The 24,544-nt window shown below is 60.3% G+C and carries 25 protein-coding genes and 1 tRNA gene; 10 read left to right on the plus strand and 16 right to left on the minus strand.

Annotated elements, in window-relative coordinates:
• Window positions 1–57: 57 nt before the first annotated feature.
• Window positions 58–1,062, plus strand: a complete 1,005-nt coding sequence (locus AC5XE7_RS15465; protein WP_495366706.1) for a DUF2865 domain-containing protein — start codon at window positions 58–60, stop codon at window positions 1,060–1,062.
• Here AC5XE7_RS15465 and gltX read toward each other — a convergent pair.
• The 4 genes from gltX to AC5XE7_RS15485 all read right to left on the minus strand — a co-directional run bounded on the left by gltX (window position 1,025) and on the right by AC5XE7_RS15485 (window position 4,968).
• Window positions 1,025–2,398: a glutamate--tRNA ligase gene (gltX, locus tag AC5XE7_RS15470; RefSeq protein WP_495366707.1), complete on the minus strand. Its 1,374-nt coding sequence runs from the start codon at window positions 2,396–2,398 to the stop codon at window positions 1,025–1,027. The two genes, AC5XE7_RS15465 and gltX, sit on opposite strands and share 38 nt — an antisense overlap.
• A gap of 83 nt (window positions 2,399–2,481) precedes the next feature.
• Complete coding sequence (locus AC5XE7_RS15475) at window positions 2,482–2,892, minus strand: GNAT family N-acetyltransferase (RefSeq protein ID WP_495366708.1); 411 nt, start codon at window positions 2,890–2,892, stop codon at window positions 2,482–2,484.
• Window positions 2,885–4,567: an NAD+ synthase gene (locus AC5XE7_RS15480; RefSeq protein WP_495366709.1), complete on the minus strand. Its 1,683-nt coding sequence runs from the start codon at window positions 4,565–4,567 to the stop codon at window positions 2,885–2,887. The genes AC5XE7_RS15475 and AC5XE7_RS15480 overlap by 8 nt, the downstream gene beginning before the upstream one ends.
• 41 nt (window positions 4,568–4,608) lie before the next feature.
• A complete protein-coding gene (locus AC5XE7_RS15485; protein ID WP_239798611.1) occupies window positions 4,609–4,968 on the minus strand; it encodes a diacylglycerol kinase in 360 nt (119 codons plus the stop codon).
• Window positions 4,969–5,324: 356 nt separating this feature from the next.
• On the opposite strand from AC5XE7_RS15485, the gene AC5XE7_RS15490 reads away from it, so the two are divergent.
• Complete coding sequence (locus AC5XE7_RS15490; protein ID WP_495366710.1) at window positions 5,325–6,398, plus strand: GGDEF domain-containing protein; 1,074 nt, start codon at window positions 5,325–5,327, stop codon at window positions 6,396–6,398.
• 84 nt (window positions 6,399–6,482) lie between these two features.
• Here AC5XE7_RS15490 and AC5XE7_RS15495 read toward each other — a convergent pair whose 3' ends face one another.
• The gene (locus tag AC5XE7_RS15495) at window positions 6,483–7,859 is read right to left on the minus strand and encodes a class II 3-deoxy-7-phosphoheptulonate synthase (RefSeq protein WP_239798609.1); all 1,377 of its coding nucleotides are present in this window, start codon (window positions 7,857–7,859) and stop codon (window positions 6,483–6,485) included.
• Between the two features lie 554 nt (window positions 7,860–8,413).
• Here AC5XE7_RS15495 and AC5XE7_RS15500 point away from each other — a divergent pair.
• Together AC5XE7_RS15500 and mgtE are read left to right on the plus strand one after the other, a co-directional pair.
• On the plus strand, window positions 8,414–10,306 hold the full coding sequence (locus AC5XE7_RS15500) for an ABC transporter ATP-binding protein/permease (protein ID WP_495366762.1): 1,893 nt from the start codon (window positions 8,414–8,416) through the stop codon (window positions 10,304–10,306).
• Between the two features lie 203 nt (window positions 10,307–10,509).
• On the plus strand, window positions 10,510–11,874 hold the full coding sequence (gene mgtE / locus AC5XE7_RS15505) for a magnesium transporter (RefSeq protein ID WP_183829611.1): 1,365 nt from the start codon (window positions 10,510–10,512) through the stop codon (window positions 11,872–11,874).
• Between the two features lie 19 nt (window positions 11,875–11,893).
• Here the strand turns inward: mgtE and gor are convergent, their stop codons facing one another.
• The 3 genes from gor to rpiA all read right to left on the minus strand — a co-directional run bounded on the left by gor (window position 11,894) and on the right by rpiA (window position 14,683).
• Window positions 11,894–13,285 carry a glutathione-disulfide reductase gene (gor, locus tag AC5XE7_RS15510; protein WP_495366711.1) on the minus strand — a complete coding sequence of 464 codons (1,392 nt, stop codon included), beginning with the start codon at window positions 13,283–13,285 and terminating at the stop codon, window positions 11,894–11,896.
• Between the two features lie 107 nt (window positions 13,286–13,392).
• A complete protein-coding gene (locus AC5XE7_RS15515; protein ID WP_495366712.1) occupies window positions 13,393–13,962 on the minus strand; it encodes a DUF2059 domain-containing protein in 570 nt (189 codons plus the stop codon).
• Between the two features lie 22 nt (window positions 13,963–13,984).
• Window positions 13,985–14,683, minus strand: coding sequence for a ribose-5-phosphate isomerase RpiA (gene rpiA, locus AC5XE7_RS15520; RefSeq protein WP_495366713.1), 699 nt, complete (start codon window positions 14,681–14,683; stop codon window positions 13,985–13,987).
• Window positions 14,684–14,841: 158 nt separating this feature from the next.
• On the opposite strand from rpiA, the gene AC5XE7_RS15525 reads away from it, so the two are divergent.
• The 3 genes from AC5XE7_RS15525 (at window position 14,842) to AC5XE7_RS15535 (ending at window position 16,262) form a co-directional block, all read left to right on the plus strand.
• Window positions 14,842–15,522, plus strand: a complete 681-nt coding sequence (locus AC5XE7_RS15525) for an HAD family hydrolase (RefSeq protein ID WP_495366714.1) — start codon at window positions 14,842–14,844, stop codon at window positions 15,520–15,522.
• 122 nt (window positions 15,523–15,644) lie between these two features.
• Window positions 15,645–15,719: transfer RNA gene (locus AC5XE7_RS15530), tRNA-Val, on the plus strand.
• Window positions 15,720–15,929: 210 nt separating this feature from the next.
• Window positions 15,930–16,262 (plus strand): hypothetical protein, encoded by a 333-nt coding sequence (locus AC5XE7_RS15535; RefSeq protein WP_495366715.1) that lies wholly within the window; start codon window positions 15,930–15,932, stop codon window positions 16,260–16,262.
• A gap of 109 nt (window positions 16,263–16,371) precedes the next feature.
• Here the strand turns inward: AC5XE7_RS15535 and AC5XE7_RS15540 are convergent, their stop codons facing one another.
• Entirely contained in the window at window positions 16,372–17,136 is a 765-nt protein-coding gene (locus tag AC5XE7_RS15540; RefSeq protein WP_280200719.1) for a GGDEF domain-containing protein, read from the minus strand.
• Between the two features lie 236 nt (window positions 17,137–17,372).
• Here AC5XE7_RS15540 and AC5XE7_RS15545 point away from each other — a divergent pair, with 236 nt between their 5' ends.
• The 3 genes from AC5XE7_RS15545 to AC5XE7_RS15555 all read left to right on the plus strand — a co-directional run bounded on the left by AC5XE7_RS15545 (window position 17,373) and on the right by AC5XE7_RS15555 (window position 19,098).
• On the plus strand, window positions 17,373–17,708 hold the full coding sequence (locus AC5XE7_RS15545) for a hypothetical protein (RefSeq protein ID WP_183829594.1): 336 nt from the start codon (window positions 17,373–17,375) through the stop codon (window positions 17,706–17,708).
• A 135-nt stretch (window positions 17,709–17,843) separates the two neighbouring features.
• The gene (yghX, locus tag AC5XE7_RS15550; protein ID WP_495366716.1) at window positions 17,844–18,731 is read left to right on the plus strand and encodes a YghX family hydrolase; all 888 of its coding nucleotides are present in this window, start codon (window positions 17,844–17,846) and stop codon (window positions 18,729–18,731) included.
• Window positions 18,732–18,855: 124 nt separating this feature from the next.
• On the plus strand, window positions 18,856–19,098 hold the full coding sequence (locus tag AC5XE7_RS15555) for a hypothetical protein (protein WP_495366717.1): 243 nt from the start codon (window positions 18,856–18,858) through the stop codon (window positions 19,096–19,098).
• A 67-nt stretch (window positions 19,099–19,165) separates the two neighbouring features.
• Here AC5XE7_RS15555 and AC5XE7_RS15560 read toward each other — a convergent pair whose 3' ends face one another.
• The 7 genes from AC5XE7_RS15560 to nagZ form a co-directional block, all read right to left on the minus strand.
• Window positions 19,166–19,639 (minus strand): YciE/YciF ferroxidase family protein, encoded by a 474-nt coding sequence (locus AC5XE7_RS15560; RefSeq protein ID WP_495366718.1) that lies wholly within the window; start codon window positions 19,637–19,639, stop codon window positions 19,166–19,168.
• Between the two features lie 185 nt (window positions 19,640–19,824).
• Window positions 19,825–20,625, minus strand: a complete 801-nt coding sequence (tatC, locus tag AC5XE7_RS15565; RefSeq protein ID WP_495366763.1) for a twin-arginine translocase subunit TatC — start codon at window positions 20,623–20,625, stop codon at window positions 19,825–19,827.
• Window positions 20,626–20,681: 56 nt separating this feature from the next.
• Entirely contained in the window at window positions 20,682–21,437 is a 756-nt protein-coding gene (gene tatB / locus AC5XE7_RS15570; protein WP_495366719.1) for a Sec-independent protein translocase protein TatB, read from the minus strand.
• 30 nt (window positions 21,438–21,467) lie between these two features.
• Window positions 21,468–21,683: a twin-arginine translocase TatA/TatE family subunit gene (locus AC5XE7_RS15575; protein WP_183829579.1), complete on the minus strand. Its 216-nt coding sequence runs from the start codon at window positions 21,681–21,683 to the stop codon at window positions 21,468–21,470.
• A gap of 158 nt (window positions 21,684–21,841) precedes the next feature.
• Complete coding sequence (gene scpB / locus AC5XE7_RS15580; RefSeq protein ID WP_495366720.1) at window positions 21,842–22,567, minus strand: SMC-Scp complex subunit ScpB; 726 nt, start codon at window positions 22,565–22,567, stop codon at window positions 21,842–21,844.
• Window positions 22,564–23,361: a segregation and condensation protein A gene (locus AC5XE7_RS15585; protein ID WP_495366764.1), complete on the minus strand. Its 798-nt coding sequence runs from the start codon at window positions 23,359–23,361 to the stop codon at window positions 22,564–22,566. The genes scpB and AC5XE7_RS15585 overlap by 4 nt, the downstream gene beginning before the upstream one ends.
• A 101-nt stretch (window positions 23,362–23,462) precedes the next feature.
• Window positions 23,463–24,482 (minus strand): beta-N-acetylhexosaminidase, encoded by a 1,020-nt coding sequence (nagZ, locus tag AC5XE7_RS15590; protein ID WP_495366721.1) that lies wholly within the window; start codon window positions 24,480–24,482, stop codon window positions 23,463–23,465.
• Window positions 24,483–24,544 lie beyond the last annotated feature (62 nt).

Genomic DNA, 24,544 nt, shown 5'->3' on the forward strand with positions numbered 1-24,544 from the left:
GCAATTCATGGCGAGGTTGGAGTGGCGGGCCCGGTTCGCAATATTGGCGCAGGCATCATGTCGGCTTTTGCACTGGTGGGAACGCTGGTGCTTTGCGGCGTGACGCCCGCCAATTCGGCCCCTTCCTGCCGCCAGCTGGAGGCCGAACTTGCCCGCGCCTCCGTGCCGGGGAAAGCAGGCCAGGCGAAGAAGTACGACGACGCGATCGCCAGGCAACGCGACCAGATCGCCAGGGCGCGCCAGCGTGCCAACGCCTCGGGCTGCAGCTTTTCGATCTTCGCCCGCAAAGGGTCGCAGTGCGGTGAACTGAACGAAACCATCAAACGCATGACGCAAAATCTGCAAAGCCTGCAGAACACGCGCGCGGGGATGGGCAAGGGTGGTGGACGGACCGACCGCAAGCGCATACTGGCGGCGCTGGACGCAAGTGGATGCCGTGCCAGGAAGGCGCCTGCCACCGCGGCGGCCCGCAATGCGTCTCCCCTCGCCTCAGATGACACTGACTCGCGTGCCAATGCCGGGGTCGTGATCCGCGGCACCGGCTCCTCGTCGATCTACTATCCGGCAAACCGGCCCTACCGGACGCAATGCGTGCGCACCTGCGACGGCTATTTCTTCCCGATGTCGAAATCCACGAGCCCGGCCGACTTCCAGCGGGACCAGAACCGCTGCGAGGCGGCCTGCCCAGGCACGCGCGTCGAGATGTTCTACAGCCAGAGCAAGGGCGAGGACACGGCTACCATGATCTCGGCGGTGACCGGAAAGCGCTATGCTGACCTGCCCCGCGCGCTGTTCTTCCGGCGACTGGACGTTCCGACGGAGCCGGGTTGCAGCTGTGGCGGCAGCATGGCGGCGCAGGCCACCTCCTTTGCCGGCGAAGCCGTCCCGCACCCTGCCCGCATATCGACGAAACCGGGTTCGTCGGTTTCAGCCATGGAAGCACCGCGCAGAAGTGGCGGCCAGAACGAGACCGCAGAAAAACCTGTCGAAACGGCAGAACGGGAAGCTGATGACGACCGCAAGATCAGGGTCGTCGGGCCAACGTTCCTTCCCGACCGATAAGCGGCAGAAGCTCGGCCAGTTCCGGGCCGGAGGAGCGCCCCGTCAGCGCCAGCCGCAGCGGCGCGAACAGGTCCTTGCCCTTTCGCCCGGTTTCCTTGCGGACCGCGCCCGTCCATTGCTTCCAGACGGTATCGCCCCACGGCTCTTCGGGCAGCAGTGCGAAGGCTGCCTGCAGAAACTCCAGCGTCTCTGCATCGAACTGCGGTGCTTCGAGCGGTCCCTCGTTGACGATGCGCCACCAGTCGCGGGCATCGGCAAGCTTGTCGAGGTTGTCGCGAACGGCGCTCCAGAAGGCTTCCGCCCGCTCATCAGAGATGCCGAACAGCACCAGCCGGTCGCGCACTTCTTCAAAAGGCATGCGATGCAGCAGCGCGCGGTTCAGAACGAACAGCTCGTCCGGGTCGAATTTGGCGGCCGATTTCGAGGTCGATGCGGGATCGAAATGCGTGGCCAGTTCCGCCAGGGAGTCGATCGCCTGAACATTTTCGGACGTGCCGATCAAAACCGCCAGCGAGGCAATCGCCATCGGCTCGACACCCGCCTCGCGCAGGCTTTCCACCGAGAGCGCACCGCTGCGCTTGGAAAGCCCCTCGCCCGACGATGTGGTGAGCAGATTGTGGTGGCCGAACACCGGCGGTTCGGCTCCCAGCGCCCTGAACAGCGCAATCTGCACGCCGGTATTGGTCACATGATCGTCACCGCGAATGACATGGGTGACGCCCATGTCGATGTCGTCGACGACCGACGGCAGGGTATAGAGATAAGTGCCGTCCTCACGCACCAGAACCGGATCGGACAGCGACGCCAGATCGACGGTTTCCTCGCCGCGCACCAGATCATTCCAGTGCACTTCGGTGCGCTGCGTTTCAGCGGGGTCGCTGGCGAAATTGGGCAGCAGGAAACGCCAGTGCGGCCTGCGCCCATCCGCCTCGAACTGGGCGATCTCGTCCTGTGTCAGGGCCAGCGCTTCGCGGCCATACACCGGCGGCAGACCGCGCGTGCGCCTGATCTTGCGGCGCAGATCCAGTTCCTCCGGCGTTTCATAGCAGGGATACAGAACCCCGGCAGCCTTCAGCTTCTCCACCGCCTGATCGTAAACGTCGAAACGCTTCGACTGATATTCGATGCTGTCGGGGAAAATTCCCAGCCAGTGAAGATCATAGAGGATGGAGTCCGCATACTCCTTGCGCGACCGCTCCACATCGGTGTCGTCGAAACGCTGGATGAAGCGGCCATTGTGCTTTTGCGCGAACAGCCAGTTGAACAGGGCCGTGCGGGTATTGCCGATATGGATTCGGCCCGTGGGCGAAGGTGCGAAGCGGACGGTTATGGTCATCGTCGTGGCCTACCGGATGGGGTGGAAATTGGCAACACAGCCATTGGCAGTGTGCTGTGGCATTTCGTTGGCGTAACAATGCCTCAGCGCACGAAGCGCATATACATGCCATCGTTCGAGACTTCGAAGCCGAAAGCCTCGTAGAACGAATGCGCGTCGCTGGTGCGCAGACTGAAAGCCGGAATGCCTGCAAGGTCGGGATGGTCAAGCATGGCCTGCACAAGCTTCTTGCCGATACCCGCCCCACGTTTGTCCGGCCACACGATCACGTCGCAAAGATAGGCAAAGCAGGCATAGTCCGTCATCGCGCGGGCGAAACCGACCTGCTGGCCATCGATGAAAGCGGCAGCGCAGGCCGAGTGGTCGAAAGCCCTGCGGTTGATCGCATCAGTGCGCTTTTCGCCCCAGTAGGAGGCTCTGATCAGTTCCGACGTGCGCTCGAAATCGATCCGCTCAAGATCGTAGGAAATCTCGACTTCGGGCCTGTCAGCCACGGTCGCGGAACCTGTTGGTGATCGGGTAGCGGCGGTCGCGGCCAAAGTTCTTCTTCGTGATCTTGACGCCCGGAGCCGCCTGCCGGCGCTTGTATTCGGCGATGTAGAGCAGATTTTCCACGCGCATCACCGTTTCGCGGTCATGTCCGCGCGCGACGATGTCGTCCACGCCCATCTCGTTCTCGACCAGACATTCGAGAATATCGTCGAGAACCTCATAGGGCGGCAGCGAATCCTGATCGGTCTGGTTTTCGCGCAGTTCGGCGGTCGGAACCTTCTCGATGATGTTGACCGGGATAACCTCGCCGGAAGGTCCCAGGGCGCCTGGTGGCACTTCATTGTTGCGCCATCGGGAAATGGCATAGACCTGCAGCTTGTAGAGGTCCTTGATCGGATTGAAGCCGCCATTCATGTCGCCATAAAGCGTGGCGTAGCCGACCGACATCTCGCTCTTGTTGCCAGTGGTGACGACCATCGAGCCGAACTTGTTTGAGATCGCCATCAGCAGGGTACCGCGGGCGCGGCTTTGCAGGTTTTCTTCGGTGATGCCCGCCTGCGTGCCCTCGAAAAGCTGCGCCAGCGCGTTCTGGAAGCCTTCGACCGGTTCGGCGATGGGCACGATGTCATAACGGCAGCCGAGAGCGCGTGCGCAATCCTCGGCGTCTTTCAGCGATTCCTTCGAGGTATAGCGGTAAGGCATCATCACGCAGCGCACCCGCTCCTCGCCCAGCGCATCCACGGCCAGCGCAGCGCAGATGGCTGAATCGATGCCGCCCGACAGGCCAAGGACAACGTTTTTGAAGCCGTTCTTGTTCACATAGTCGCGCAGGCCAAGCATGCAGGCGCGGTAATCCGCCTCTTCCTTCTCGGGAATCCGCGACATGGGCCCCTGATCGCAGGCCCAGTGGTCGCCCTGCCTTTTCCAGGTGGTGACGGCGAGCGTTTCCTCGAACTGGCTCATCTGGAAGACAAGCGACTTGTCGGCCCCGATGGCGAAGGACGCGCCATCGAATACCAGTTCGTCCTGCCCGCCGACCTGATTGGCGTAGATCAGCGGCAGGCCGCTCTCGATCACCTGCCGGATGACGATCTGATGGCGAATGTCGACCTTGCCGCGATAGTAGGGAGATCCGTTCGGAACGACCAGCAGCTCCGCGCCGCTTTCGGCCAGCGTCTCGCACACGCCGAAATCGCCCCAGATGTCCTCGCAGATCGGAATCCCAAGACGAACGCCGCGGAAATTCACCGGACCCGGCATATCCGGCCCAGCCTGAAAGACGCGCTTTTCATCGAATTCGCCATAGTTCGGCAGATCGACCTTGAAGCGCTCAGCAATGATCTTGCCACCATCGGCCACGATCACGGCATTGTGGGTGCCGCTGCTGCGCTTCAGGGGAACGCCGATGATGATGCCCGGACCGCCATCGGCCGTTTCCGCCGCGATCTCTTCGGCGGCACGCTCGCAGGCCCTGAGGAAAGCGGGCTTCAGGATCAGATCCTCCGGCGGATAGCCGGATATGAACAGTTCGGTGAACAGGATGAGATCGGCACCCTGGCTGGCCGCGTCAGCCCGCGCCTGCCGCGCCCTGGCAAGATTGGCCGCAACATCCCCTACCGTGGGGTTGAGCTGGGCAATGGCGATGCGGAGAATATCGGGCGATGTCTTCTTGCTCATGATGCCGGTTTAGCGGGAGTCTGCGCAGAAGGAAACTGCCCCTAGACCGGCGATCCGAACAGCCGTTCGAAGATGGCGACCACCCAGACACCTCCGGACAGAAGAATAGCGATCAGCACCGCCAGCGATCCGCAATCCTTGGCGAGTTGTATGTCGATGTTGAATTCCCGGCTGACGGCATCGCATGCAGCCTCGATGCCGGTATTGAGCACCTCAACAAGGATCAGAAAGAGAACCGCGGCGATCAGGAGTGCATAGCCCTTCCACGATGACGCGACGAGCCAGCCCACCGGAATGGCGATCAGCAACAGGATCAGCTCCTGCTGGAAGGCAGGTTCGCTCCCGGCCAGGCGGCGAAAAGCCCGCACCGAGTTGAAGAATGCATCCATGAGCCGCTTCATGTTGTCTTTGCCTCCTGCCGGGCGTCCTGCTGATCGCAGGCGAAGAACGGGAAGAATGTGACCGTTCCGTGAACCGGATGCGCTTATCCCTCACCCTCCCGAAATGGGCAAGCGCACTCAGCAGAGCTGAATGCATGAACCATGCGACCCCATATCCCTGAAGTTGAAAATCTTCATATTCAGGACATCAGGTTGTAGGTTTTTAATAAAGATTTAGCGCACACCGACTAAGAATTTCAGTGTGCGGTGTGCATTGGGGGCATGGGACAGCGCCATTTGTCTGATGCATATCAAGGCTCCCGATCGGGCGCACGCCTGACAGGCGCGCCGGAACAACGGACAAACGAGTCATCTTCATGCAGGCCGCAGCAACGCATCAGGAAAGACCCCAGAAAGATCTGGCCGGAGCTGTGGTGGCAACGTTGCGCCGTCTGGGTATTGTCGGACTGCCGCGCAACTATGAAATCTTTTATGAAGCGCTCAGCGGCGCCAACCCCGCGCTCGGACTGGCTGTGGTGGCGCTCGGCAATCGCCCCACGCAGCAGCAACTGGATGAAGTGGGCAAGCGCTTTTGCGCCCATCACTATGGCCAGGGTGTCGTGGAGCAGGCACGCGAAGTTCTTGCGCGGGAGCTGGAAGACGTCGCCACGCTTCTGCGCAGCGAACGCACGCAGGTCGAAAAATACGGCCGCATCCTCAGCGAAACATCCGACGGCCTTGCCAACAGATCGGCCATTTCGCGGGAACTGCTCCAGAAGATCGTCGGCGCCGTGGCGGTGGCGACGACCTCCACCATTGACCGTGGCAGGCAGATGGAAAGTACGCTCAGCGAGAAATCCGACGAGCTGGAAGCTGTGAAGTGCAAGCTTGAGGAATACAAACGCCTCGCCGAAACCGATCCGCTCACGCAAATCCTCAACCGTCGTGCGTTCGACACGGAAATCGCGCGTATCTACAGTTCCAAAAAGGACATATTGTTCAACGCGCTGATCCTTGCCGACATCGACGACTTCAAGAAGATCAACGACCGTTTCGGCCACCCGGTCGGCGACCGCATCATCCGCTCCATCGCAGACATATTCCAGAGCAGCGTGCGTCGCGGCGTGTTCGTCGCCCGCACGGGCGGCGAGGAATTCGCCATCATCGTCGAGGGAACGAGCGAGGATCACACCACCGAGATCGCCGAACGCCTGCGCAAGCTGGTGGAGCAGACCCGGTTCACCGACCCGGTGACGGGGGTGTGCTACGGCCCGGTGACGGTTTCCATGGGCATTTGCATGGCAGCCGAAGCCGCGACCTCGGATGAATTGTACATTAAGGCAGACAGGGCGCTCTATCGCTCGAAAGTCGCGGGCAGAAATCGCGTGACACGCCATTCCGACATCGGCACCGAAAGCACCAACAAATGGCTGCTTTACCGGAAGGATTGATGATCGCCCTCGCGCTTCATGCGCAGCCGCAGACATAAAAAAGGCGCTCACCGGGAGCGCCTTTTTCCTGTTCTGCAAGAATGATCAGGCCGATGCGGCCTGCTTCTGCTGTTCCGCCGGGCGGTTTTCACGCAGCAGATCGGACACCAGGAAAGCAAGCTCGATCGCCTGATCGGCGTTGAGGCGCGGATCGCAATGGGTATGGTAGCGATCCTGAAGCTCCTCGGCGGTGATCGCACGCGCACCGCCCGTGCACTCCGTCACGTTCTTGCCGGTCATTTCGACATGGATACCGCCCGGATGGGTGCCTTCGGCGCGGTGCACATCGAAGAAGGTCTGGACCTCCTTGAGGATGCGGTCGAAGGGACGCGTCTTGTAGCCGGCCGCAGTGATGGTGTTGCCATGCATCGGATCGCACGACCAGACCACCGAACGCCCCTCGGCCTTCACCGCCCGTACCAGCTTCGGCAGGTGCTCTTCCACCTTGTCGGAGCCGAAACGCGCAATAAGCGTGAGGCGGCCGGGTTCGTTTTCCGGGTTCAGCTTGTCGATGAGCTCAAGCAGATTGTCCGGCTCCAGGCTCGGTCCGCACTTCAGGCCGAGCGGGTTTTTGATGCCCCGGCAATATTCGATGTGAGCGTGATCCGCCTGACGGGTACGGTCGCCGATCCAGATCATGTGACCGGAGGTGGCATACCAGTCGCCAGACGTGGAATCGACGCGCGTCAGCGCTTCCTCGTAGCCCAGAAGCAGCGCTTCATGGCTGGTGTAGAAATCGGTCTCGCGCAGAGCATGGTTGGTTTCCGAGGTGATGCCGACGGCTTTCATGAAGTCCATCGTCTCGGTGATGCGGTGCGCGAGCGATTCATACTTCTCGCCCTGCGGGCTGTCGGACACGAAGCCCAGCATCCAGCGGTGGACGTTCTCAAGGCTGGCATATCCGCCCTGCGCGAAGGCGCGCAGAAGATTGAGCGTCGCCGCCGACTGGCGGTAAGCCATGACCTGACGGCGCGGATCGGGGACGCGGGACGCGGCGTCGAAATCGATGCCGTTGATGATGTCGCCGCGGTAGCTCGGCAGCGTCACCTCACCCTTGGTCTCGTTGTCGGACGAGCGCGGCTTGGCGAACTGGCCGGCAACGCGGCCCACCTTCACCACCGGCTGTGAGGCAGCAAAGGTCAGGACGACCGACATCTGGAGGAAAACGCGGAAGAAGTCGCGGATGTTGTCCGCGCCATGTTCCACGAAGCTTTCGGCGCAGTCGCCGCCCTGAAGCAGGAAGGCCTCGCCGGCTGCCACGCTGGCCAGCTGCTTCTTGAGCTTTCGCGCCTCGCCCGCAAAAACGAGTGGCGGAAAGCTGGCGAGCTGGGCCTCGACAGCCCGCAGGGCGTCGACGTCCGGATAAGCCGGAACCTGCTGGATCGGCATTGCTCTCCAGGAATTCGGGGACCACTTCGTCATTGTCTCAACCACTCTTAATTTCCGGGGTCTCGCCCCATTACTCCCATATATAGTATAGGAAACGTCGCTCCATACATGAAGCGGCACTTTAGTGCCAGCCTGCAATTTACCCTGCGTCCGGCAGACCTCCCCACGCGCATTCATTCCTGAACACAAGCGCGTCGCTGATTCGCCGGCTCAGCGGATTCCCAGCCATCAGGCCGACAGAAATGCGTGGTGTGCAGCCTCCCCGTCGCAGCGGGCACTCGTGATCTGTTTACCAAAGGTAAACCACACAAGAGTTTCAGGGAAAACCCACAGCCATCTGATTTATATTGATTTTTTGGAATTCAAATTAATTCGCTCGCGTTTTGCGTGCTGTGGCGCGGATGTCACTTCACGCCACAGCCTTCCTGTTCACGACACATTACTAATTGAATCTGATCAAGCAGTGTTACTCTCTGTAACAGAATTCGAGAGGTTTGATCGGTATCGTGTTCAGGTTCGGCCCAGCACAGTGGAAAGGCAGCAGAGGCGACGGCAAGACGCCGGCTTCCCGCACGCCTGTTTCCGCGATGCAGTCGTTCTGGGGGCTGATGCGTGCCTACTGGTTCTCCGACAGATGGAGAGAAGCCTGGGGCCTTACCCTCGTTGTCGCGTTCCTGACCGCATTTTCCAGCAAGGTCGGCGTATGGTTCGCCGTGGCTTCGGGCGAACTGGTCAATTCCATCGCCTATTTTCACAGCCCCACAAACGAAGCGCCTCTGGCCAGTCTTCTGAGCAATGCGGCCTTTCTCGTCGCTCTGGTTGTGTTCAAGGATGCGGGCATCACCGGCACCAAGAGCTTCGTGTCGGCCACGCTGCATCGCCGCTGGCGCGCCTGGCTCAACTCCAGGTTCAACGACGCGCTGCTGGATGCCAACCACACGCATTTTCACGCCCAGCACGGAGCCGATACCGCGCCCGATAACATCGACCAGCGCATACAGGAATCGATCAAGGGCATGACCGGCGGCGCCATCGGCCTTGCAATGGGCGTCATCGCGGTGGCGAGTTCGGTTTTCTTCGTCGGCCAGAAGCTGCTTGAAACATCAACGGAAGTGCGCGGCTTTGAATTTCTGGGTGAATATGGCGGCCTCGTCTTCGCGCTGGTGGCGGTTGCCGCCTATGTGCCGGTCAACACATGGATCGCGGTTCGGCTGGGCGGCCTTCTGGAGCGCTTGTCGATCCGCATGCAGAAGGCCGAAGGCAGTTACCGCGGCGAGCTTTCCACCCTGCTGCGGCGCAGCTTCCATGTGGCATCCGCGCATGGCGAAGCGGTGCAGAAGACCATGCATGAGCGCCTCTACACCGAGATCGACCGCACCTGGGGGCGGCTGAACTGGATCAATGCCGGCTACGGTTCCTTCGAGCGCATCTATAATTTCGTTGGCGCCCGCGTCGTCGCCTATGGTCCGGGCCTGTTGCCCTTCATCCACAACCGCATAGACCTCAAAGGCTACATCACCGGCGCGGAACTGGTGAACTCCCTGATCAGCCAGTGTTCGTGGTTCATCCATGTCATGCCGGCGATCGCGACCCTGCGCGCCAACAGCCGTCGTGTCATCGATCTCGCTCAGGCCATTGAGAGCGTGCAGGAGCCGGTAAATTTCTATCGCCTCACCGGCGACTGCGAATTCCGCTATATGACCCAGAACCCTGTGTTCGGGCTTGCCATCCACAGCCTGCGCCTCAGCCATCACGGCCATGGCAGCGTGCCCTTCCTTGTCTGCGACAGGCTTGGCTTCAGGCGTGGCGAATGGACTTTCCTCAAGGGCGAGTCCGGCTGCGGAAAAACATCGCTGATCAAGGCCCTCAACGGCCTGTGGCCTTACGGCGGCGGCACGATCGCCTTCCCGGAAGGGGTGACGAGTTTCTATGCCGCGCAGGAAGTAAAACTGCTGCCCGTCACTCTCAAGGAGCTTGTCTGCCTGCCGCAGGGGCCTGAAAACCACAATGACGCAACGGTGGCCGCAGCGCTTCACAAAGCGGGGCTCGGCGAATTCATCGAACATCTGGCAGATGAAACCCGCGCGGGCAAAAGCTGGGACCAGCTGCTGTCAGGCGGTCAGAAGCAGAAGCTGGTCGTTGCCCGCATCATCCTGCACAAGCCCGGCCTGCTGTTCCTCGATGAGGCGACGGGCGCGCTGGACCCGGAAAGCAAGATCGCCTTCCATCAGGCCATCCGGGACAACTGCCCCGGCGTGACCGTCATCAGCGTCATGCACGAACAGGCTCCGCCGCGGTCGGCTTCCGGCGAAGAGTTTTATCACAGCGTCCTCACCATTGCCGACGGCGTGGCGACCAAGGAGCCGCTGATCCCCAGCCTGCCGCCCGAACTCACCGAAATTCTCAACCGCCCACCACAGGCGGCCGACGGCTGGCTGCATATTCCGCGTCGTCGCCTGAGAACCAGCAGCCAAAGTTGACAGGACCAGAGTTCCTGTCTCATTGCCGGTTGACTTGCCCTTTTACTTTCCTATGTTGCGGCCACTCGCAGCCTTCAACCAAACCTGCGATCGGAAAGGTCAACCCCGCCATGTCTGGCGACAGTTACAGTCGAATAAAATCGCCGTCTGTCTGATGTGACCCTTCCGGGCTCGCCTCCGGCCGACGGCAAGGAGTGAGCCAAATGAACAATTTTTCGCCCGCCATGAGCGGCGACGCCATTGCAATCGCCCGGGTTCTCGCCAACGACCATGTCGCGGATATGGTCGAAGCGCTGAACAATGAGCCCCGCGATCTCGCGGCTGAGCTGCTTTCAACAGTTCCGTTTGAGCGCGCCGTCGAAATCTTCGACCAGCCCGAGCTTGAAGACGCATCGGAGCTGATCGCCGCCCTGCCCCGGCCGCTTGCCGGCAGGCTGCTTGCGGAAATGTCTGCCGACCGCGCCGCCGACGTGCTGCGCGAACTTTCGGAGCCGGCCAGATCGGAGCTGCTGCATGCCATGGCGCCTTCGCTGCGCCATTCGCTGCTGGCTATCCTCGGCTATCCGGAAGGCAGCGCCGGCTCGATCATGACCACCGAATATGTCAGCGTTCCGCCGGACTGGACCGTGGCGCGCACGCTGGACTACATCCGTCAGGTGGAGCGCACCCGCGAAACGGTCTATGCCATCTATGTTGTCGACCCCGCCACGCATCATCTGCTGCGCGCCTTCGGCCTGCGCAAGCTGATCACCAGCCAGCCCGAAGACCGCATCGTATCGATCGCGGCCGACACCACGCCGGTTTCCGTGCCGCCGCTGATGGATGTCGAGCAGGTGGCGCAGCTCATCCGCAAATATGATCTGCTGGCCGTTCCTGTGGTCGAAGACGACAAGATCCTGGGCATCGTCACGGTGGACGACGTTCTGGACACGATGATCGAGGAAAACACCGAAGACGTGCATCGCCTCGGCGGTATGGAAGCGCTGGACGAGCCCTACATGAAGATGGGCTTCCTTTCGATGATCGGGAAGCGCGGCGGCTGGCTGTGTGCGCTGTTCCTCAGCGAAATGCTGACTGCCAGCGTCATGCAGCACTATGAGGTGGAACTCGAAAAGGCGATCGTGCTGACCCTGTTCATTCCGCTCATCATGAGCTCCGGCGGCAATTCCGGCTCGCAGGCAACATCGCTGGTCATCCGGGCGCTCGCCCTGCGCGAGCTTTCGCTCGGCGACTGGTGGCGGGTTGCCCTGCGCGAACTGCCGAGCGGTCTTGTGCTCGGCGCGATGCTTGGCGCCGTCGGCATGATCCGCATCGTTCTGTGGCAGTATCTGGGACTTTATGACTACGGCCCCTACTGGCACCTCATCGCCCTGACCATCGGGCTGGCGCTTGTGGGCATCGTCACCTTCGGCTCCCTGACGGGATCGATGCTGCCCTTCATCCTCAAGCGTATCGGCTTCGATCCGGCCAGCGCCTCGGCGCCCTTCGTGGCAACGCTGGTCGATGTGACGGGCCTTGCCATCTACTTCACCGTAGCGGCTCTGATCCTGACCGGAACAATCCTGTAAGCGAACCCCTGCGGGCGGATCAGTCGATCCGCTCGCCTTTGCGCACCCGGTAGGTGGGCTTGTACATGGTGACAAGCTCCTCGGCAGCGGTCGGGTGAACCGCCATGGTGCGGTCGAAGTCATCCTTGGTGACACCGGCCTTCAGAGGAATGCCGAGCAGCTGCGCCATCTCACCCGCATCAGGCCCCATGATGTGCGCGCCGACCACCCTGCGCGAGACGGCATCGACAATCAGCTTCATCAGCATCTTCTCGTTGCGGCCCGACAGCGTGTTGCGCATGGGCCTGAAGGAAGCGCGATAGACTTCCAGTTCAGGATATTTTTCCGCCGCCTCATGCTCGGACAGACCGACCGTGCCGATTTCCGGCTGCGAGAAAACGGCCGTGGCGATGAGATCGTGATCCGGCGCGGTGGGATTGTCCCTGAAGGCGGTTTCGACAAAGCACATCGCTTCGTGGATCGCCACCGGGGTGAGTTGCACGCGGTCAGTCACGTCGCCGATCGCCCAGATGTTTTCGACACTGGTGCGCGAATAGGGATCGACGACGATCGCGCCCGTCACCGAAGTCTCGATGCCGACGGCCTCCAGCCCAAGACCTTCCGTGTTGGGTGAGCGGCCCATGGCCAGCATGAACTGATCGACAGTGCGCGTCTCGCCGTTGCTCAGGCGCACGTCGAGGCGCCCATCGTCACGGCGCACCACTTCCTCCGCGACGGCCCGACAAACGATTTCGATTCCCTTGTCAGTCATCGCTTCCTGAAGCCCGGTGCGCAGGTCGTCATCAAAATGATTGAGGATCTTCATTCCGCGGTAGACGAGACTCGTCTCCACCCCCAGCCCGTGGAAGATGTTGGCGAATTCGACGGCGATGTAGCCGCCGCCCCCGACCATGACCGATTTCGGCAGCGCCTCCAGATGGAATGCCTCGTTGGAGGTGATGCAGTGCTTGTGGCCCTTCAGGGCCGGATGCGGTGACGGACGGCCGCCGGTCGCGATGAGGATCTGATCGGCGCTCACAGTTCGGTCATCAGCAACCAGCCGCACGGTGTGACGATCGACAAGTTCGGCGCGCGTATCAAGGATCGTTGCACCCGAGGCTTCGACATTGCGGCGATAGATGCCTTCCAGCCGGGCGATCTCGCGGTCCTTGTTGGCCAGCAGCGTATTCCAGTCGAAGCTGGCTGGCGGAACGTTCCAGCCGTAGCCGGCGGCGTCCTCGAAATGCTCGCTGTATTGCGAGGCGTAGACAAACAGCTTCTTCGGCACGCACCCGCGGATGACGCAGGTTCCGCCGAAGCGATACTCTTCCGCGATCGCGACACGTTTTCCCATGGCCGCAGCGACACGCGCAGCGCGCACACCGCCTGAACCTCCACCGATGACGAAGAGGTCGTAGTCGTAAGCGGTCATGTGAAAAACCCTTCAGGCAGGAGTGATGCTTACAGGTAGGACGCACCCGCACAAAAGAAAAGCCCGGCACAGGCCGGGCTTCATGCGACATTCAGTCAGACGGAAAATCAGTTGCCGCTGGAGGGCGCCTGCCCTTCGGCCGGAGCCTCCGTGCCATCTGCCGGCTGCACCTGCGCACCGGCCGCCGACTGCAAGGCTTCACCGACTTCCTGCGCCAGATCACGCGCAATGCCGTTCTGCCAGATTTCGGCGGCGCGAACGAGTTCACGCGAAACGATCGGGCCGCTTTCAAGCAGCTTCTTGCCGGCATCCGAGGTGTAGAATGCGGCAATGGCCTTCAGATCGTCTTCAGAAAAAACCTTCGCATAGGCAAGGGCTGCCTCACGCTCAAGATCGGCACGGCGGGATGCCATGGCCAGCGCCTTGGCGGAAACCGTTGTACCGATAAGCTCCTGCAGATCCGGATTCTTCTGGATGAGGCTCGCCTGCAGCGAGGCTGCGGCCTGCGGCAGGATGGCGTCGAAGGCGTCCGTTGCATTGATGGAGGCAACGGCGTCGCGGGCAGCTTTCAGATGGCTGTCGGAAACATCCTGCGCGAAAGCCGGCACAGAGAAGGACACCAATGCTGCGGCCGTGCATGCGACCGCGAGGCGACGAATCCGGTTCTGAAATTTCATGATCTGGCAGGGCTCCCTGATTTTACCGGACGGCTTGTATGGTTTCGATGCCGTCGCTGCCGGCGACAATCGCCGCAGACGCCAGCCCGATGAAAAGACCGTGCTCCACCACGCCCGGAATGGCGTGCAAAGCTTCGGATAGCGCTCTTGTATCCGGAATGCGGCCAAAAGATGCATCCAGGATGAAATGATCGCCGTCTGTAACAAATGGCTGCGAATCCGTCATCCGCAAATTTATATCGCCGGAAAGCCCAAGCCGGCCGGCGGCTGCGGCGATCGCCAGTTCGGTGGCACGCAGGCCGAAACGGTTCACTTCTATGGGAAGCGGAAAGCGTCCCAGCGTGTCGACCACCTTCGACTTGTCGGCGATGACGATCATGCGCGCCGAAGCGGCAGCAACGATCTTCTCACGCAGCAGCGCTCCGCCGCCGCCCTTGATCAGGCTGAGTTCCGAATCAATCTCGTCGGCGCCATCGATGGTGAGGTCGAGTTCGGGCGTCTCATCCAGCGTCGAAAGCGGCACGCCGAGTTCCCGGCACAGCGCCGCCGTCCGCTCCGACGTCGGAACGCCGACGACGTTCAGTCCCGTGGCAACCTTCTGCGCCAGCAGGCGCACGAATTCCTCGGCGGTGGAGCCGGTGCCGATACCAAGCCTCATCCCGTCCGAGACGTGGGCCAGCGCCTCGCGCGCCGCCTCGATCTTCATTTGCTTCTGGTCCATTGGAATGCCCGCCATGTTTTGCGATGCCGGCTCCTAGCACTTTTGACGGTGCGGTCAAAGCTTCCTGTCTGCGCGTCTTCGAACGTGCCGGCAGCTGCGCTTGCAAGCCATGGACCTGCGGGCTACCAGCTTTTGACACATACAATCAGGAACAGCAGATGACCGCACCGATTATAGTCTTCGACCTCGACGGAACTCTGGTCGATACCGCACCCGATCTGATGGCAAGCCTGAACCACACGCTGGAAACTGCAAGGCTTGATGCGGTATCCGAACCATCATTCCGGCAGTTTGTCGGCAATGGCGGCCGCGTAATGATCGAGCGCGCCTTCGCCGCACAGAACAAGGAGCTTTCGACCTCGGAGCTGGACAGGCTGCTGAAGGTCTTCCTTGAGCATTACACGGCCAATATTCCCGGCAGATCGCAACCCTTTCCGGGCGTGGCCGAAACCATCGCGCGATTTGAAGCCGAGGGTTACCTGCTGGCGATCTGCACGAACAAATATGAAGCGAATTCCCTTTCTCTGATCGAGGCGCTGGGTCTCAGCAGGCATTTTTCAGCCAATTGCGGGCAGGATACGTTTCCCTTCCGCAAGCCGGATCCGCGCCATCTCACGGAAACCATTCTGAAAGCTGGTGGCGATCCGCGCAATGCAATCATGGTGGGCGATTCCCGCACCGATATCGACACAGCCAAGGCTGCCGGGATTCCGGTGATCGCGGTGGATTTCGGCTACACCGACCGTCACGTCCGGGAATTCGATCCTTCCGTCATCGTCTCGCACTTCGATGAGATCACCGTGGAGATGGCGCGCCGCCTTATGGACGCTGCACGCTGACGGACCGGCGCACCGCGACAGGCCCCCGCAAAAATGTTTGCTTACAGTCGCAACCGGGGTGGTTGACAGAAACGGATACCGCCCCTTATATCGCGGCGCGCTTGGCCGACAAGGCAACGAGCGGGCGATTAGCTCAGCGGGAGAGCACACCCTTCACACGGGTGGGGTCGTAGGTTCAATCCCTACATCGCCCACCATTCCTTCTTCGAAGCTGATACTCAGCATTCGCTCGCAGGAATGGACAAAATTTATCCAACAGAAACCTTACAACTGAAGCGGATACGAAATAAGCGTGTCTGACATTGGATTTCCGCGCTTTCGCTGTAAGTGTGCCTTAGATTTGGCCGGTATCATTGCCATGATGACGTAGATGGCACCGATGCTTCAAGAATGAAGGGGCGCAGCCGATGAAACCGCGCTACATGACCTCAGCAGCATTCATCGTGCTGGCGCTCAGCCTTGCCGGCTGTGGTTCCACGGCCGTGAAACCCTCCGCCTATCAGTCGGTTTCCTGCACCGAGCTGGATGACGCAATCGGCGTGAACTCGAAAGAGATTTCGGCGACGGCGATTCGTCGGGGAAAGGTGGACAGCTGGCAACCTCCCTTCTGGATGGCGGGCGCGAAAAAGGGCGCAGCTGCAGTTCACAACAAGCAAACCCGGAAGATCGGGCGCCTGCAGGAGCAGGGAGAGCAGATGACCGGCGAAAGAGCGCGGCGCTGCCGGGGCATATCACACTGAAATCATAACATTTTGCGGAAGATGGGGTGAGGTGCCAGATACAAGTCTCGGGAACCGAAACCGTCAAAAAAGCGTGCTCGGCACCTGAGTTCGGCCTCTTCTCACCCGGTCAGGATATCACCCTGTCCGCTTCCCATTTTTTTCGGCTCACGCGAGCGATATTCTTTCTGGCACGTTTCTTCCGGTAAAGATTGCTGTCGGTCTGGGCGATCATATCCCTGAATGTCTGCCCCTGCCGGCAAACCTCGTAACCGCATGAAATGGAAAGAACAGGCTCGTCCTTTCCGATTCTTTCTCGGAACTGGCGGCCCGCAAGACCTTCGATCCTTGCGATCAGCTCAGCAGCGCTTTCGCCATCCCGCAGCGGAATGAAGGCGCAGAATTCGTCACCGCCGATACGTGCGATGAGGCTTCCCTCTCCCAGAGCCGATTTCAGGGCGAAGGCCGTCGAGATGATGGCATCGTCGCCCGTCAGATGCCCATATTCATCGTTGATCGTCTTGAGATAATCGACATCTGCGATCAGGAATCCGCCCCTGATTCCATGCTCCATGGCGAGGTCGAACTGCTCGGCGAAACTGCGCCTGTTGAGCAGGCCGGTCAGAGGATCGGTGCTGGCGGAATAGGCCAGTTCGCTGGCCTGTTTCAGCAGGCTTCGATAGGCCATATCCAGGCTTTCCAGCTTGCTGAACCAGATGATGCCCAATGGAATGGCAATCATGAAAGGCAGCACAAAGCGGACGATCACCGTTATCGTATCCGCCTCAGAGCCGGTCAGATAGCGAATTCCCGAGGAAATGGATATCGATATGGCGGCCGCCAGCAAGGCGGTAACTGCGGTACGCTTCAGCACATATCGGGATGGCCATCTCAACGAAAGCACCATGTCCAGACCGTTCAATCCAAACCACTGATACAACAGATAGTCACGAGAAGTGATGACACCAACGAAGATTGCTGTTGATTGTAGCGGCTGCGACATACGGTCCGGCTTCACATGACTTACCACCCCTACCCTGACTCAATCCATTGCGTGCCGCTCACGCCCATGGTTCAAGGCTCCCAGGCCATCGTCCCCGGACAAAAGACAGAACCGTTGCGGTCTCCCAGATGTATGAAAAGATCACCGACGATTATCTGCCAAAGCACAGGTTCGCCACGCGAATGCTGCTCCATGCCGCTCTGGTTCTGGCTCTGATGGCAGTCTCGATTGGCGTCGGCGTGATCGGCCTTGTGTTTTTCGAGGGGAAGGGCCTTGAAGAAGCGATACTGCACGCTGCCTATATGCTGAGCGGCTTCGGACTGATTGAAGTGCCCACCAGCTTTTCCGGCAAACTTTTCATCGGTCTTTACGGCCTTTACGCCAGCGTTTTCTTTCTGGCTTCCTTCAGCATCATCTTCGCGCCGATCGTTCACCGCATCCTGCACAAGCTGCATCTCGACTAGGAAGGTGCAATCGCGCCGGGGCACATGATGTGATGCGCTGCCTTTCCACCTGCCATTAGCAAACGAATTTGTGAACACCGGCAGGCGGCAAGTCTGCCTATACTCCTGCGTTGCCAACAGCGCGGAGCGCCGGTCATGACCCGTCTCACAGCGAAGGATTTTCCGCAGGAACTGCTTGAACTCTACGACTATTACGCACACGGCAGGATCAGCAAGCGCGAGTTCCTAGACCGCGCCGCCAAATTCACCGTAGGTGGCATGACCGCCGCAGCCATTCTGGCATCGCTGAGCCCGAACTATGCGCTCGCACAACAGGTCGAATTCACCGATCCGGACATCATCGCTGAATACATCACCTACCCTTCGCCGAATGGAAATGGCGATGTGAGGGGTTATCTGGTGCGCCCGGCTGCGGCTGAAGGGCCTGTGGGCGGAGTCGTGGTGGTGCACGAGAACAGGGGGCTCAATCCCTATATTGAGGATGTAGCGCGCCGCGTCGCGAAGGCAGGTTTCGTAGCGCTTGCGCCCGATGGCCTGACATCCGTTGGCGGATATCCCGGAAATGACGAAAGAGGGCGGGAATTGCAGCGGCAGGTCGATCCAGAAAAGCTGATGAACGACTTCTTTGCAGCCATAGAATTTCTGATGAAAAGCGATCTCGCCACCGACAGGATCGGCATTACCGGCTTTTGCTATGGCGGAGGCGTTTCCAATGCGGCAGCTGTGGCCTATCCGGAACTGGCTGCAGCCGTTCCCTTCTATGGACGTCAGGCAAGAACCGAAGACGTTGAGCGCATACAGGCGCCGCTGCTGATCCACTATGCCGAACTCGACACCGGCATCAACGAGGGCTGGCCCGCCTATGAGGCCGCACTGAAGGAACACGGCAAGACCTATGAAGCCTACATCTATCCCGGGGTGAACCACGGCTTCCACAACGACTCGACCCCGCGTTACGATGAGGCTGCGGCCAGGCTTGCCTGGGACCGCACCATCGAATGGTTCAGGCGCTATCTGACATAGGATCTACAGGCGCACCGCGGACGCGCGGGCCATGCACGGGAATAAACGCCGGGAGCGCAAGGCGCGTTTGACCGGAAGCAGACGATTCCGCTAAAGGCGGCGATACTTAGCTGGGAATCGCCGCATGAAGAAGCTTGTACAGATCGTGCTTATCGCCGCCATAGCGGTCGTCATTGCGGTAAGCTGGCGATGGTACAGCTACGTTACGAATACCGAAACGCCGTATGACGAGGTCGGTATTGAGTTCAACAGCCGCATGCCCGGTCCGATCAACAAATGGGGCTGCGATCGGCTTCACGCGACATTCGGCAATGTTGCTCCGCCTCTGGGATGCCGTGCAAGCGGCGAAGGCCGGTCCTGGCGATAATGCACCTCGGCCACGCCTTGCCCGAGGCGTGGCTTTTCCTGACCGGATCCAGCCTTGAACGCGCTGATTACTTCTTGTTCAGCGATGAGACGGCGAGATTGGTGAGCTTGTTGTTGGCCGCCTTTTCCTGATCGAGAATCTCGGTCAGCAGATTGTGCGCCTCGGTGTTTCCGAGCACCTTCGCCCATTCCCGCAGCGAGCCATATCTGGCAATCTCGTAGTGTTCGACGGCCTGCGCAGCGGCCAGCAGGCCCGCATCCAGCGCATTGCCCGATGCCTCCTCCATCAGGCCTTCGCATTCCCTGATAAGGCCTTCGATCGCATCGCATTTTTCACCTTCGGCTTTCACGTCGATTGTCGCGAAAACCTTCTTCAGGGTTTCGATCTGCCCCTTGGTCTCTTTCAGGTGACCGTCGACGGCTTTCTTCAGGTCGGGGCTTTTCACCACCTTGGAAACCTTGGGCAGAGCCTTGGTCAGCGCGTTTTCAGCGTAGTAGATGTCCTTGAGCGTGTGCTCGAAAAGATCGGCCAGCGTTTTCATCTCTTGTCCTCGTTAAGAACTGGATATCCCGCCCTCATCTGAAATGTGGAGAACACCTGCAGGTTCCACTGACCCTGCGTAATCGCGGGCTGCGCATCTGCGTAATGGAGGCCGGCGCAGGCCTTTGCACAGAAAAAATCGCCCGCTGCGGATGGCGGGCGATTTCATCTGCAAGGACAAGATGATCAGGCCGGATTGTCGGCAGGCGGGCTGTCTTCCGGCTTTTCTTCCCCGCCGTCTTCGGCTTTGCGCGCGCTTTCTTCTTTGGCCTTGGAACGCTCGATCATGCGGGCCGTGATGATCGAGATTTCGTAAAGGATGATCGTCGGAATGGCGAGACCGATCTGGCTGAGAGGATCGGGCGGCGTGAGCACCGCCGCCACCACGAACGCGATGACGATTGCCCACTTGCGCTTGTCGACAAGTGCCTGAGACGACAACATTCCCACCCGCGCCATCAGGCTTGTCACCACCGGCAGCTGGAACACGAGGCCGAAGGAGAAGATCAGCGTCATGATGAGGCTGAGATATTCCGAAACCTTCGGCAGCAGGGAAATCTGCACCTCACCGTCGCCGCCGGACTGCTGCATGGTCAGGAAGAACCACATCACCATCGGGGTGAAGAAGAAGTAGACCAGCGACGCGCCAATCAGGAACAGGATCGGCGACGCGATCAGAAAAGGCAGGAACGCCGCACGTTCATTACGATAGAGGCCCGGCGCGATGAACTTGTAGATCTGCGTGGCAATGAGCGGAAAAGCGATGACCATGCCGCCAAACATGGCAAGCTTGATCTGCGTGAAGAAAAATTCCTGCGGTGCCGTATAGATCAGCTCGACCTTGGTCGGATCAAGCCCGGCCCAGCTGGTCGCCCATTTGAACGGGACGACCAGAAAGTTGAACAGCGCCTTGGCAAAGAAGAAGCAGAACAGGAAGGCGACGAAAAACCCGCCGATCGACCAGATCAGCCGGGTCCGCAATTCCATCAGATGTTCTATGAGAGGCGCAGACGACTGCTCGACCTCATCCTTATCGCTGGCGCTCACTTGGGCGTCCTCGTCGTCTTGCTTGCAGTACGGGTGCGGGGTTTGGCGGCTGCCGGTTTTACAGCCTCTGCCGTTTTGGGTGCCGCAGAATCAGTTTTGGCGGGTTTGGGCGTGGCCGCCTTTGGCGCCGCGGCTTTAGCTTTGGGTGCCAGAGCTTTCGGTGCTTCTGCCTTCTTTGCCGCCGGAGCTTTTGGTGCCGCTGCCTTCTTCGCTGCGGGAGCTTTCACAGCTTTAGCTGCGGCAACTTTCTTCGCGGCAGGCGCAGCGGCAACACTGGCCCTGCCATCCGCTTTCGCCGCAGACGTCTTCGCCGTGGCTGCCTTTGCCGGGGTTTTCACTGTCCTGGCGGCAACACTGGTCTGCTCGGGTGGCACTGAGGCGTCTGTCATTGCCGGGAAAGGCGCATCACTTGCCGCCGGCGTGACTTCAGGAACAGGCGTCGCCTTCAGCTTTCCGGCATCATCCATGCTGCTCCTGACGTCGGCAGCAGCCTTTTCAAACGGATTCAGCTGCTTACGGATTTCCGCTGCAGGATTGAGACCGCGCAGGGAATCGACGGATTTCTTCACGTCGTCAAGTTCGGCTTCCTTGATAGCCTCGTTGAACTGCCGCTGAAAATCATTCGCCATGCCGCGCATCTTGGTCGTCATACGACCAAAGGTACGCAGCATCTTGGGCAAATCCTTTGGCCCGACGACCACGATCATCACGATCGCGATCACCAGCATCTCAGACCAGCCGACATCAAGCATGGCTATTCAACCTGACAAGCAAAAATGGAATCAGCTCTTGCCAGCTTTTTCCTTGGAAGGGGAAACGGTTTCATCGGCGCGATGTTCGACAGTGCGCTTGTCGTCATCGTCGTCGGCCATACCCTTCTTGAAACTCTTGATGCCCTTGGCCATATCGCCCATCAGTTCCGGAATCTTGCCGCGGCCGAAAACCAGCAGCACGATCACCAGCACGATAAGCCAGTGCCAAATCGAAAACGAACCCATTGCACTCTCTCTCGTAAGTGTTCCTGAACACTGATCTATGCGTTTTCGCGTTCAGTTTCAAACGCAACCAGCGCTATGTTCACGACTGATTTAAGATTGTCACGCAGTTTCAGGTCTCAATGCCGCGCAAAAGCGCGCACCCTGGTCCCTCAACGGTTTCAATCTTCCGTGACACGGGGCGTCAGAAGGCCCAGATCCTCAAGGTCGAGATCCGTCAGCGGGTCCTCGTCATCACTCAGCGCATCGGCATCGACCGGCGGCAATGGTATGGAGAAATTGGCCGGCATGCGGCCGGACAGGAGCCCTGCCCCCTTCAATTCATCAATTCCCGGCAGATCACGCAATTCCTCAAGGGAGAAATGATCGAGGAATGCTTCCGTCGTGCCATAGGTAACTGGTCGCCCCGGAGACTTGCGCCGCCCGCGCATTCGCACCCACCCGGTTTCGAGCAACGTGTCGAGCGTGCCCTTCGAGGTTTCGACACCGCGAATTTCCTCGATCTCTGCTCGTGTCACCGGCTGGTGATAGGCAATGATGGCCAGAACTTCGAGCGCGGCCCGTGACATCTTCTTCTGCTGCACCGTGTCCCGGCTCATCAGAAAGGCCAGATCGCCGGCCGTACGGAACGCCCAGCCGTCGCCGATACGCAAAAGATTCACGCCGCGTGGAGCATAGATTTCCTGCAAACGCCGCATGCTGGCCGCCACATCGACCCCGGCGGGCAGACGTTCCGCAAGCTGCTTTTCGCTGACCGGCGCGGCGCTTGCAAAGACGATCGCTTCGGCCATGCGGATCACCTCCGCGATGTCGCGGCGGGAGCTTTCATTTGCGCCCTCGTCATCGAATGGAAAAGGGATCACCGAGGCATTGCGGCCTTCGCTCATGATGAAGCTCCGCCGGAATCGCCGGTGTCGCGCGCCCGTACATAGATGGGGGCGAAAGGTTCATGCTGGCGCACCTCAACAGAGCCCTCACGAACGAGTTCCAGAGAAGCGGCAAAGGAACTGGCTATCGCCGTGCGCCGCTCCGCCGGCGCAACCAGATATTTGATGAGAAAACTGTCGAGCGCCGTCCAGTCGCGCAATTCGCCGACCATACGGGTCAGGATATCGCGCGCCTGCTTCAGGGACCACACGCCGCGCTTCGCGATCTGCACATTGGTGATGGCCTGCCGCTGACGCTGGGAAGCATATGCGCTCAGAAGATCGTAAAGCGTTGCCGAATACTGGTTGCGCTTTTCAACGATCACGAGTTCGGGCATGCCGCGTGCGAAAACATCGCGACCGAGACGGTTTCGGTTGACCAGCCTTGCTGCCGCGTCGCGCATCGCTTCCAGACGACGCAGGCGAAATTGCAGCACTGCCGCCAGTTCTTCGCCGCTTTCCCCCTCCTCACCCGGCTGCTTCGGGATCAGCAGCTTCGATTTCAGGAAGGCCAGCCACGCAGCCATGACGAGATAATCGGCGGCAAGCTCCAGCCGCAGCGCGCGCACCTTGTCGATGAAGACGAGATATTGCTCGGCCAGCGCCAGCACCGAAATGCGAGCCAGATCGACTTTCTGATTGCGGGCCAGATGCAGGAGAAGGTCGAGCGGGCCTTCAAATCCATCGACGTCGACGACAAGAGCAGGATCGTCGGTGCGGCGATCGTCGTCACCACTCGCCCACAGCCGCTCCATGGGCGTTGGCCTGACTGGCTTCTGATCACCTGCTGCCGTTTGCGCCACGTTCCGTTGCTCCGATATGCCTGCTGGGCCGTCTTGCAGCCCTTGTCGGCGGCTCAGGCCACCGCCGCGAAATACTCCGCAAATTCGGCGCGAAGCTCGTCTTCAGCACCTTCATTGTTCGCACCGATGACAGCCATTGCGCTGTCGGCCCGCCTGCGTGCCGCACCTTCCAGCGCTTTTGCCTTCGCTGCGGCGGCAGTCATCTCCTCCATGACCCCGTTGCAGTGAAGAACGATATCGACGCCGGCCGCAAGGATTGCCGCTGCCTTGGCCCCGAAATCCCCAGAAAGCGCCTTCATCGAGATGTCATCGCTGATCAGCAGGCCATCGAACCCGATCTCGCCGCGGATCACCTCTTCCACGACCTTGCCCGAAGTGGTCGCCGGCCCTGCCGGATCGATTGCGCTGAACACCACATGCGCCGTCATTGCCGCCGGCAGATCGTTCAACGCCGTGAACGGGGCGAAATCGTGTCTGCGCAACGCATCAAAGGAGGCGTGCACCGTCGGCAGTTCGAAATGCGTGTCGGCAGAAGCCCGGCCATGGCCGGGAATGTGCTTCATGACCGGCAGCAGGCCGCCGGCCATCAGCCCTTCGGCCGAGGCGCGGCCAAGAGCGGCGACCACCTCGGGATCGCCTCCATAAGCACGCTGGCCGATGACATCGCTGGCACCCTCGACCGGAACATCCAGAACCGGCAGGCAATCGGCGCTGATCCCGTAACGCGCAAGATCGAAGGCGTGCATGCGGCCATGCAGCCAGGCGGCGCGCAGGCCGGCCTCGCGATCCCGCCGGTAGATTTCGCCGACCGCGGCAGCCGGCGGATAGTTCGGGGCCAGTGGCGGGCGCAGGCGCTGCACCCTGCCCCCTTCCTGATCGATGAACACCGGCGCATCGTCGCGTCCCACGCAATCGCGCATCGATGCCACCAGATCACGGATCTGCTCCGGCTCGCTGATGTTGCGGGCGAACAGGATGAAACCCCAGGGACATTCGCCACGGTAGAAGCGGATTTCCTCGCGGGAGAGCGAGTGGCCTGAACAGCCGAGAATAAGTGATTTTGATTCGGTCATGGCCCGAATTTACCGGGTTCGTGCGGGAAAGGGAATCATTCGCCACGCCCATGCAAAAGGGC

The organism is Aquamicrobium sp. YD-1-mutant5 (assembly GCF_059509755.1).

What these genes read in the sequence shown, in the direction of transcription:
- tatC (WP_495366763.1), bottom strand. Translation starts at nt 20,625, where the DNA reads ATGGAATTGCGGACCCGGCTGATCTGGTCGATCGGCGGGTTTTTCGTC.
- nagZ (WP_495366721.1), bottom strand. Translation starts at nt 24,482, where the DNA reads ATGACCGAATCAAAATCACTTATTCTCGGCTGTTCAGGCCACTCGCTC.
- AC5XE7_RS15480 (WP_495366709.1), bottom strand. Translation starts at nt 4,567, where the DNA reads ATGAGCAAGAAGACATCGCCCGATATTCTCCGCATCGCCATTGCCCAG.
- AC5XE7_RS15575 (WP_183829579.1), bottom strand. Translation starts at nt 21,683, where the DNA reads ATGGGTTCGTTTTCGATTTGGCACTGGCTTATCGTGCTGGTGATCGTG.
- AC5XE7_RS15500 (WP_495366762.1), top strand. Translation starts at nt 8,414, where the DNA reads ATGCAGTCGTTCTGGGGGCTGATGCGTGCCTACTGGTTCTCCGACAGA.
- AC5XE7_RS15515 (WP_495366712.1), bottom strand. Translation starts at nt 13,962, where the DNA reads ATGAAATTTCAGAACCGGATTCGTCGCCTCGCGGTCGCATGCACGGCC.
- AC5XE7_RS15485 (WP_239798611.1), bottom strand. Translation starts at nt 4,968, where the DNA reads ATGAAGCGGCTCATGGATGCATTCTTCAACTCGGTGCGGGCTTTTCGC.
- gor (WP_495366711.1), bottom strand. Translation starts at nt 13,285, where the DNA reads ATGACCGCTTACGACTACGACCTCTTCGTCATCGGTGGAGGTTCAGGC.
- AC5XE7_RS15585 (WP_495366764.1), bottom strand. Translation starts at nt 23,361, where the DNA reads ATGGAGCGGCTGTGGGCGAGTGGTGACGACGATCGCCGCACCGACGAT.
- AC5XE7_RS15545 (WP_183829594.1), top strand. Translation starts at nt 17,373, where the DNA reads ATGTATGAAAAGATCACCGACGATTATCTGCCAAAGCACAGGTTCGCC.
- gltX (WP_495366707.1), bottom strand. Translation starts at nt 2,398, where the DNA reads ATGACCATAACCGTCCGCTTCGCACCTTCGCCCACGGGCCGAATCCAT.
- rpiA (WP_495366713.1), bottom strand. Translation starts at nt 14,683, where the DNA reads ATGGACCAGAAGCAAATGAAGATCGAGGCGGCGCGCGAGGCGCTGGCC.
- AC5XE7_RS15525 (WP_495366714.1), top strand. Translation starts at nt 14,842, where the DNA reads ATGACCGCACCGATTATAGTCTTCGACCTCGACGGAACTCTGGTCGAT.
- yghX (WP_495366716.1), top strand. Translation starts at nt 17,844, where the DNA reads ATGACCCGTCTCACAGCGAAGGATTTTCCGCAGGAACTGCTTGAACTC.
- AC5XE7_RS15465 (WP_495366706.1), top strand. Translation starts at nt 58, where the DNA reads ATGTCGGCTTTTGCACTGGTGGGAACGCTGGTGCTTTGCGGCGTGACG.
- scpB (WP_495366720.1), bottom strand. Translation starts at nt 22,567, where the DNA reads ATGAGCGAAGGCCGCAATGCCTCGGTGATCCCTTTTCCATTCGATGAC.
- AC5XE7_RS15560 (WP_495366718.1), bottom strand. Translation starts at nt 19,639, where the DNA reads ATGAAAACGCTGGCCGATCTTTTCGAGCACACGCTCAAGGACATCTAC.
- AC5XE7_RS15495 (WP_239798609.1), bottom strand. Translation starts at nt 7,859, where the DNA reads ATGACGAAGTGGTCCCCGAATTCCTGGAGAGCAATGCCGATCCAGCAG.
- AC5XE7_RS15490 (WP_495366710.1), top strand. Translation starts at nt 5,325, where the DNA reads ATGCAGGCCGCAGCAACGCATCAGGAAAGACCCCAGAAAGATCTGGCC.
- AC5XE7_RS15555 (WP_495366717.1), top strand. Translation starts at nt 18,856, where the DNA reads ATGAAGAAGCTTGTACAGATCGTGCTTATCGCCGCCATAGCGGTCGTC.
- mgtE (WP_183829611.1), top strand. Translation starts at nt 10,510, where the DNA reads ATGAACAATTTTTCGCCCGCCATGAGCGGCGACGCCATTGCAATCGCC.
- tatB (WP_495366719.1), bottom strand. Translation starts at nt 21,437, where the DNA reads ATGCTTGATGTCGGCTGGTCTGAGATGCTGGTGATCGCGATCGTGATG.
- AC5XE7_RS15535 (WP_495366715.1), top strand. Translation starts at nt 15,930, where the DNA reads ATGAAACCGCGCTACATGACCTCAGCAGCATTCATCGTGCTGGCGCTC.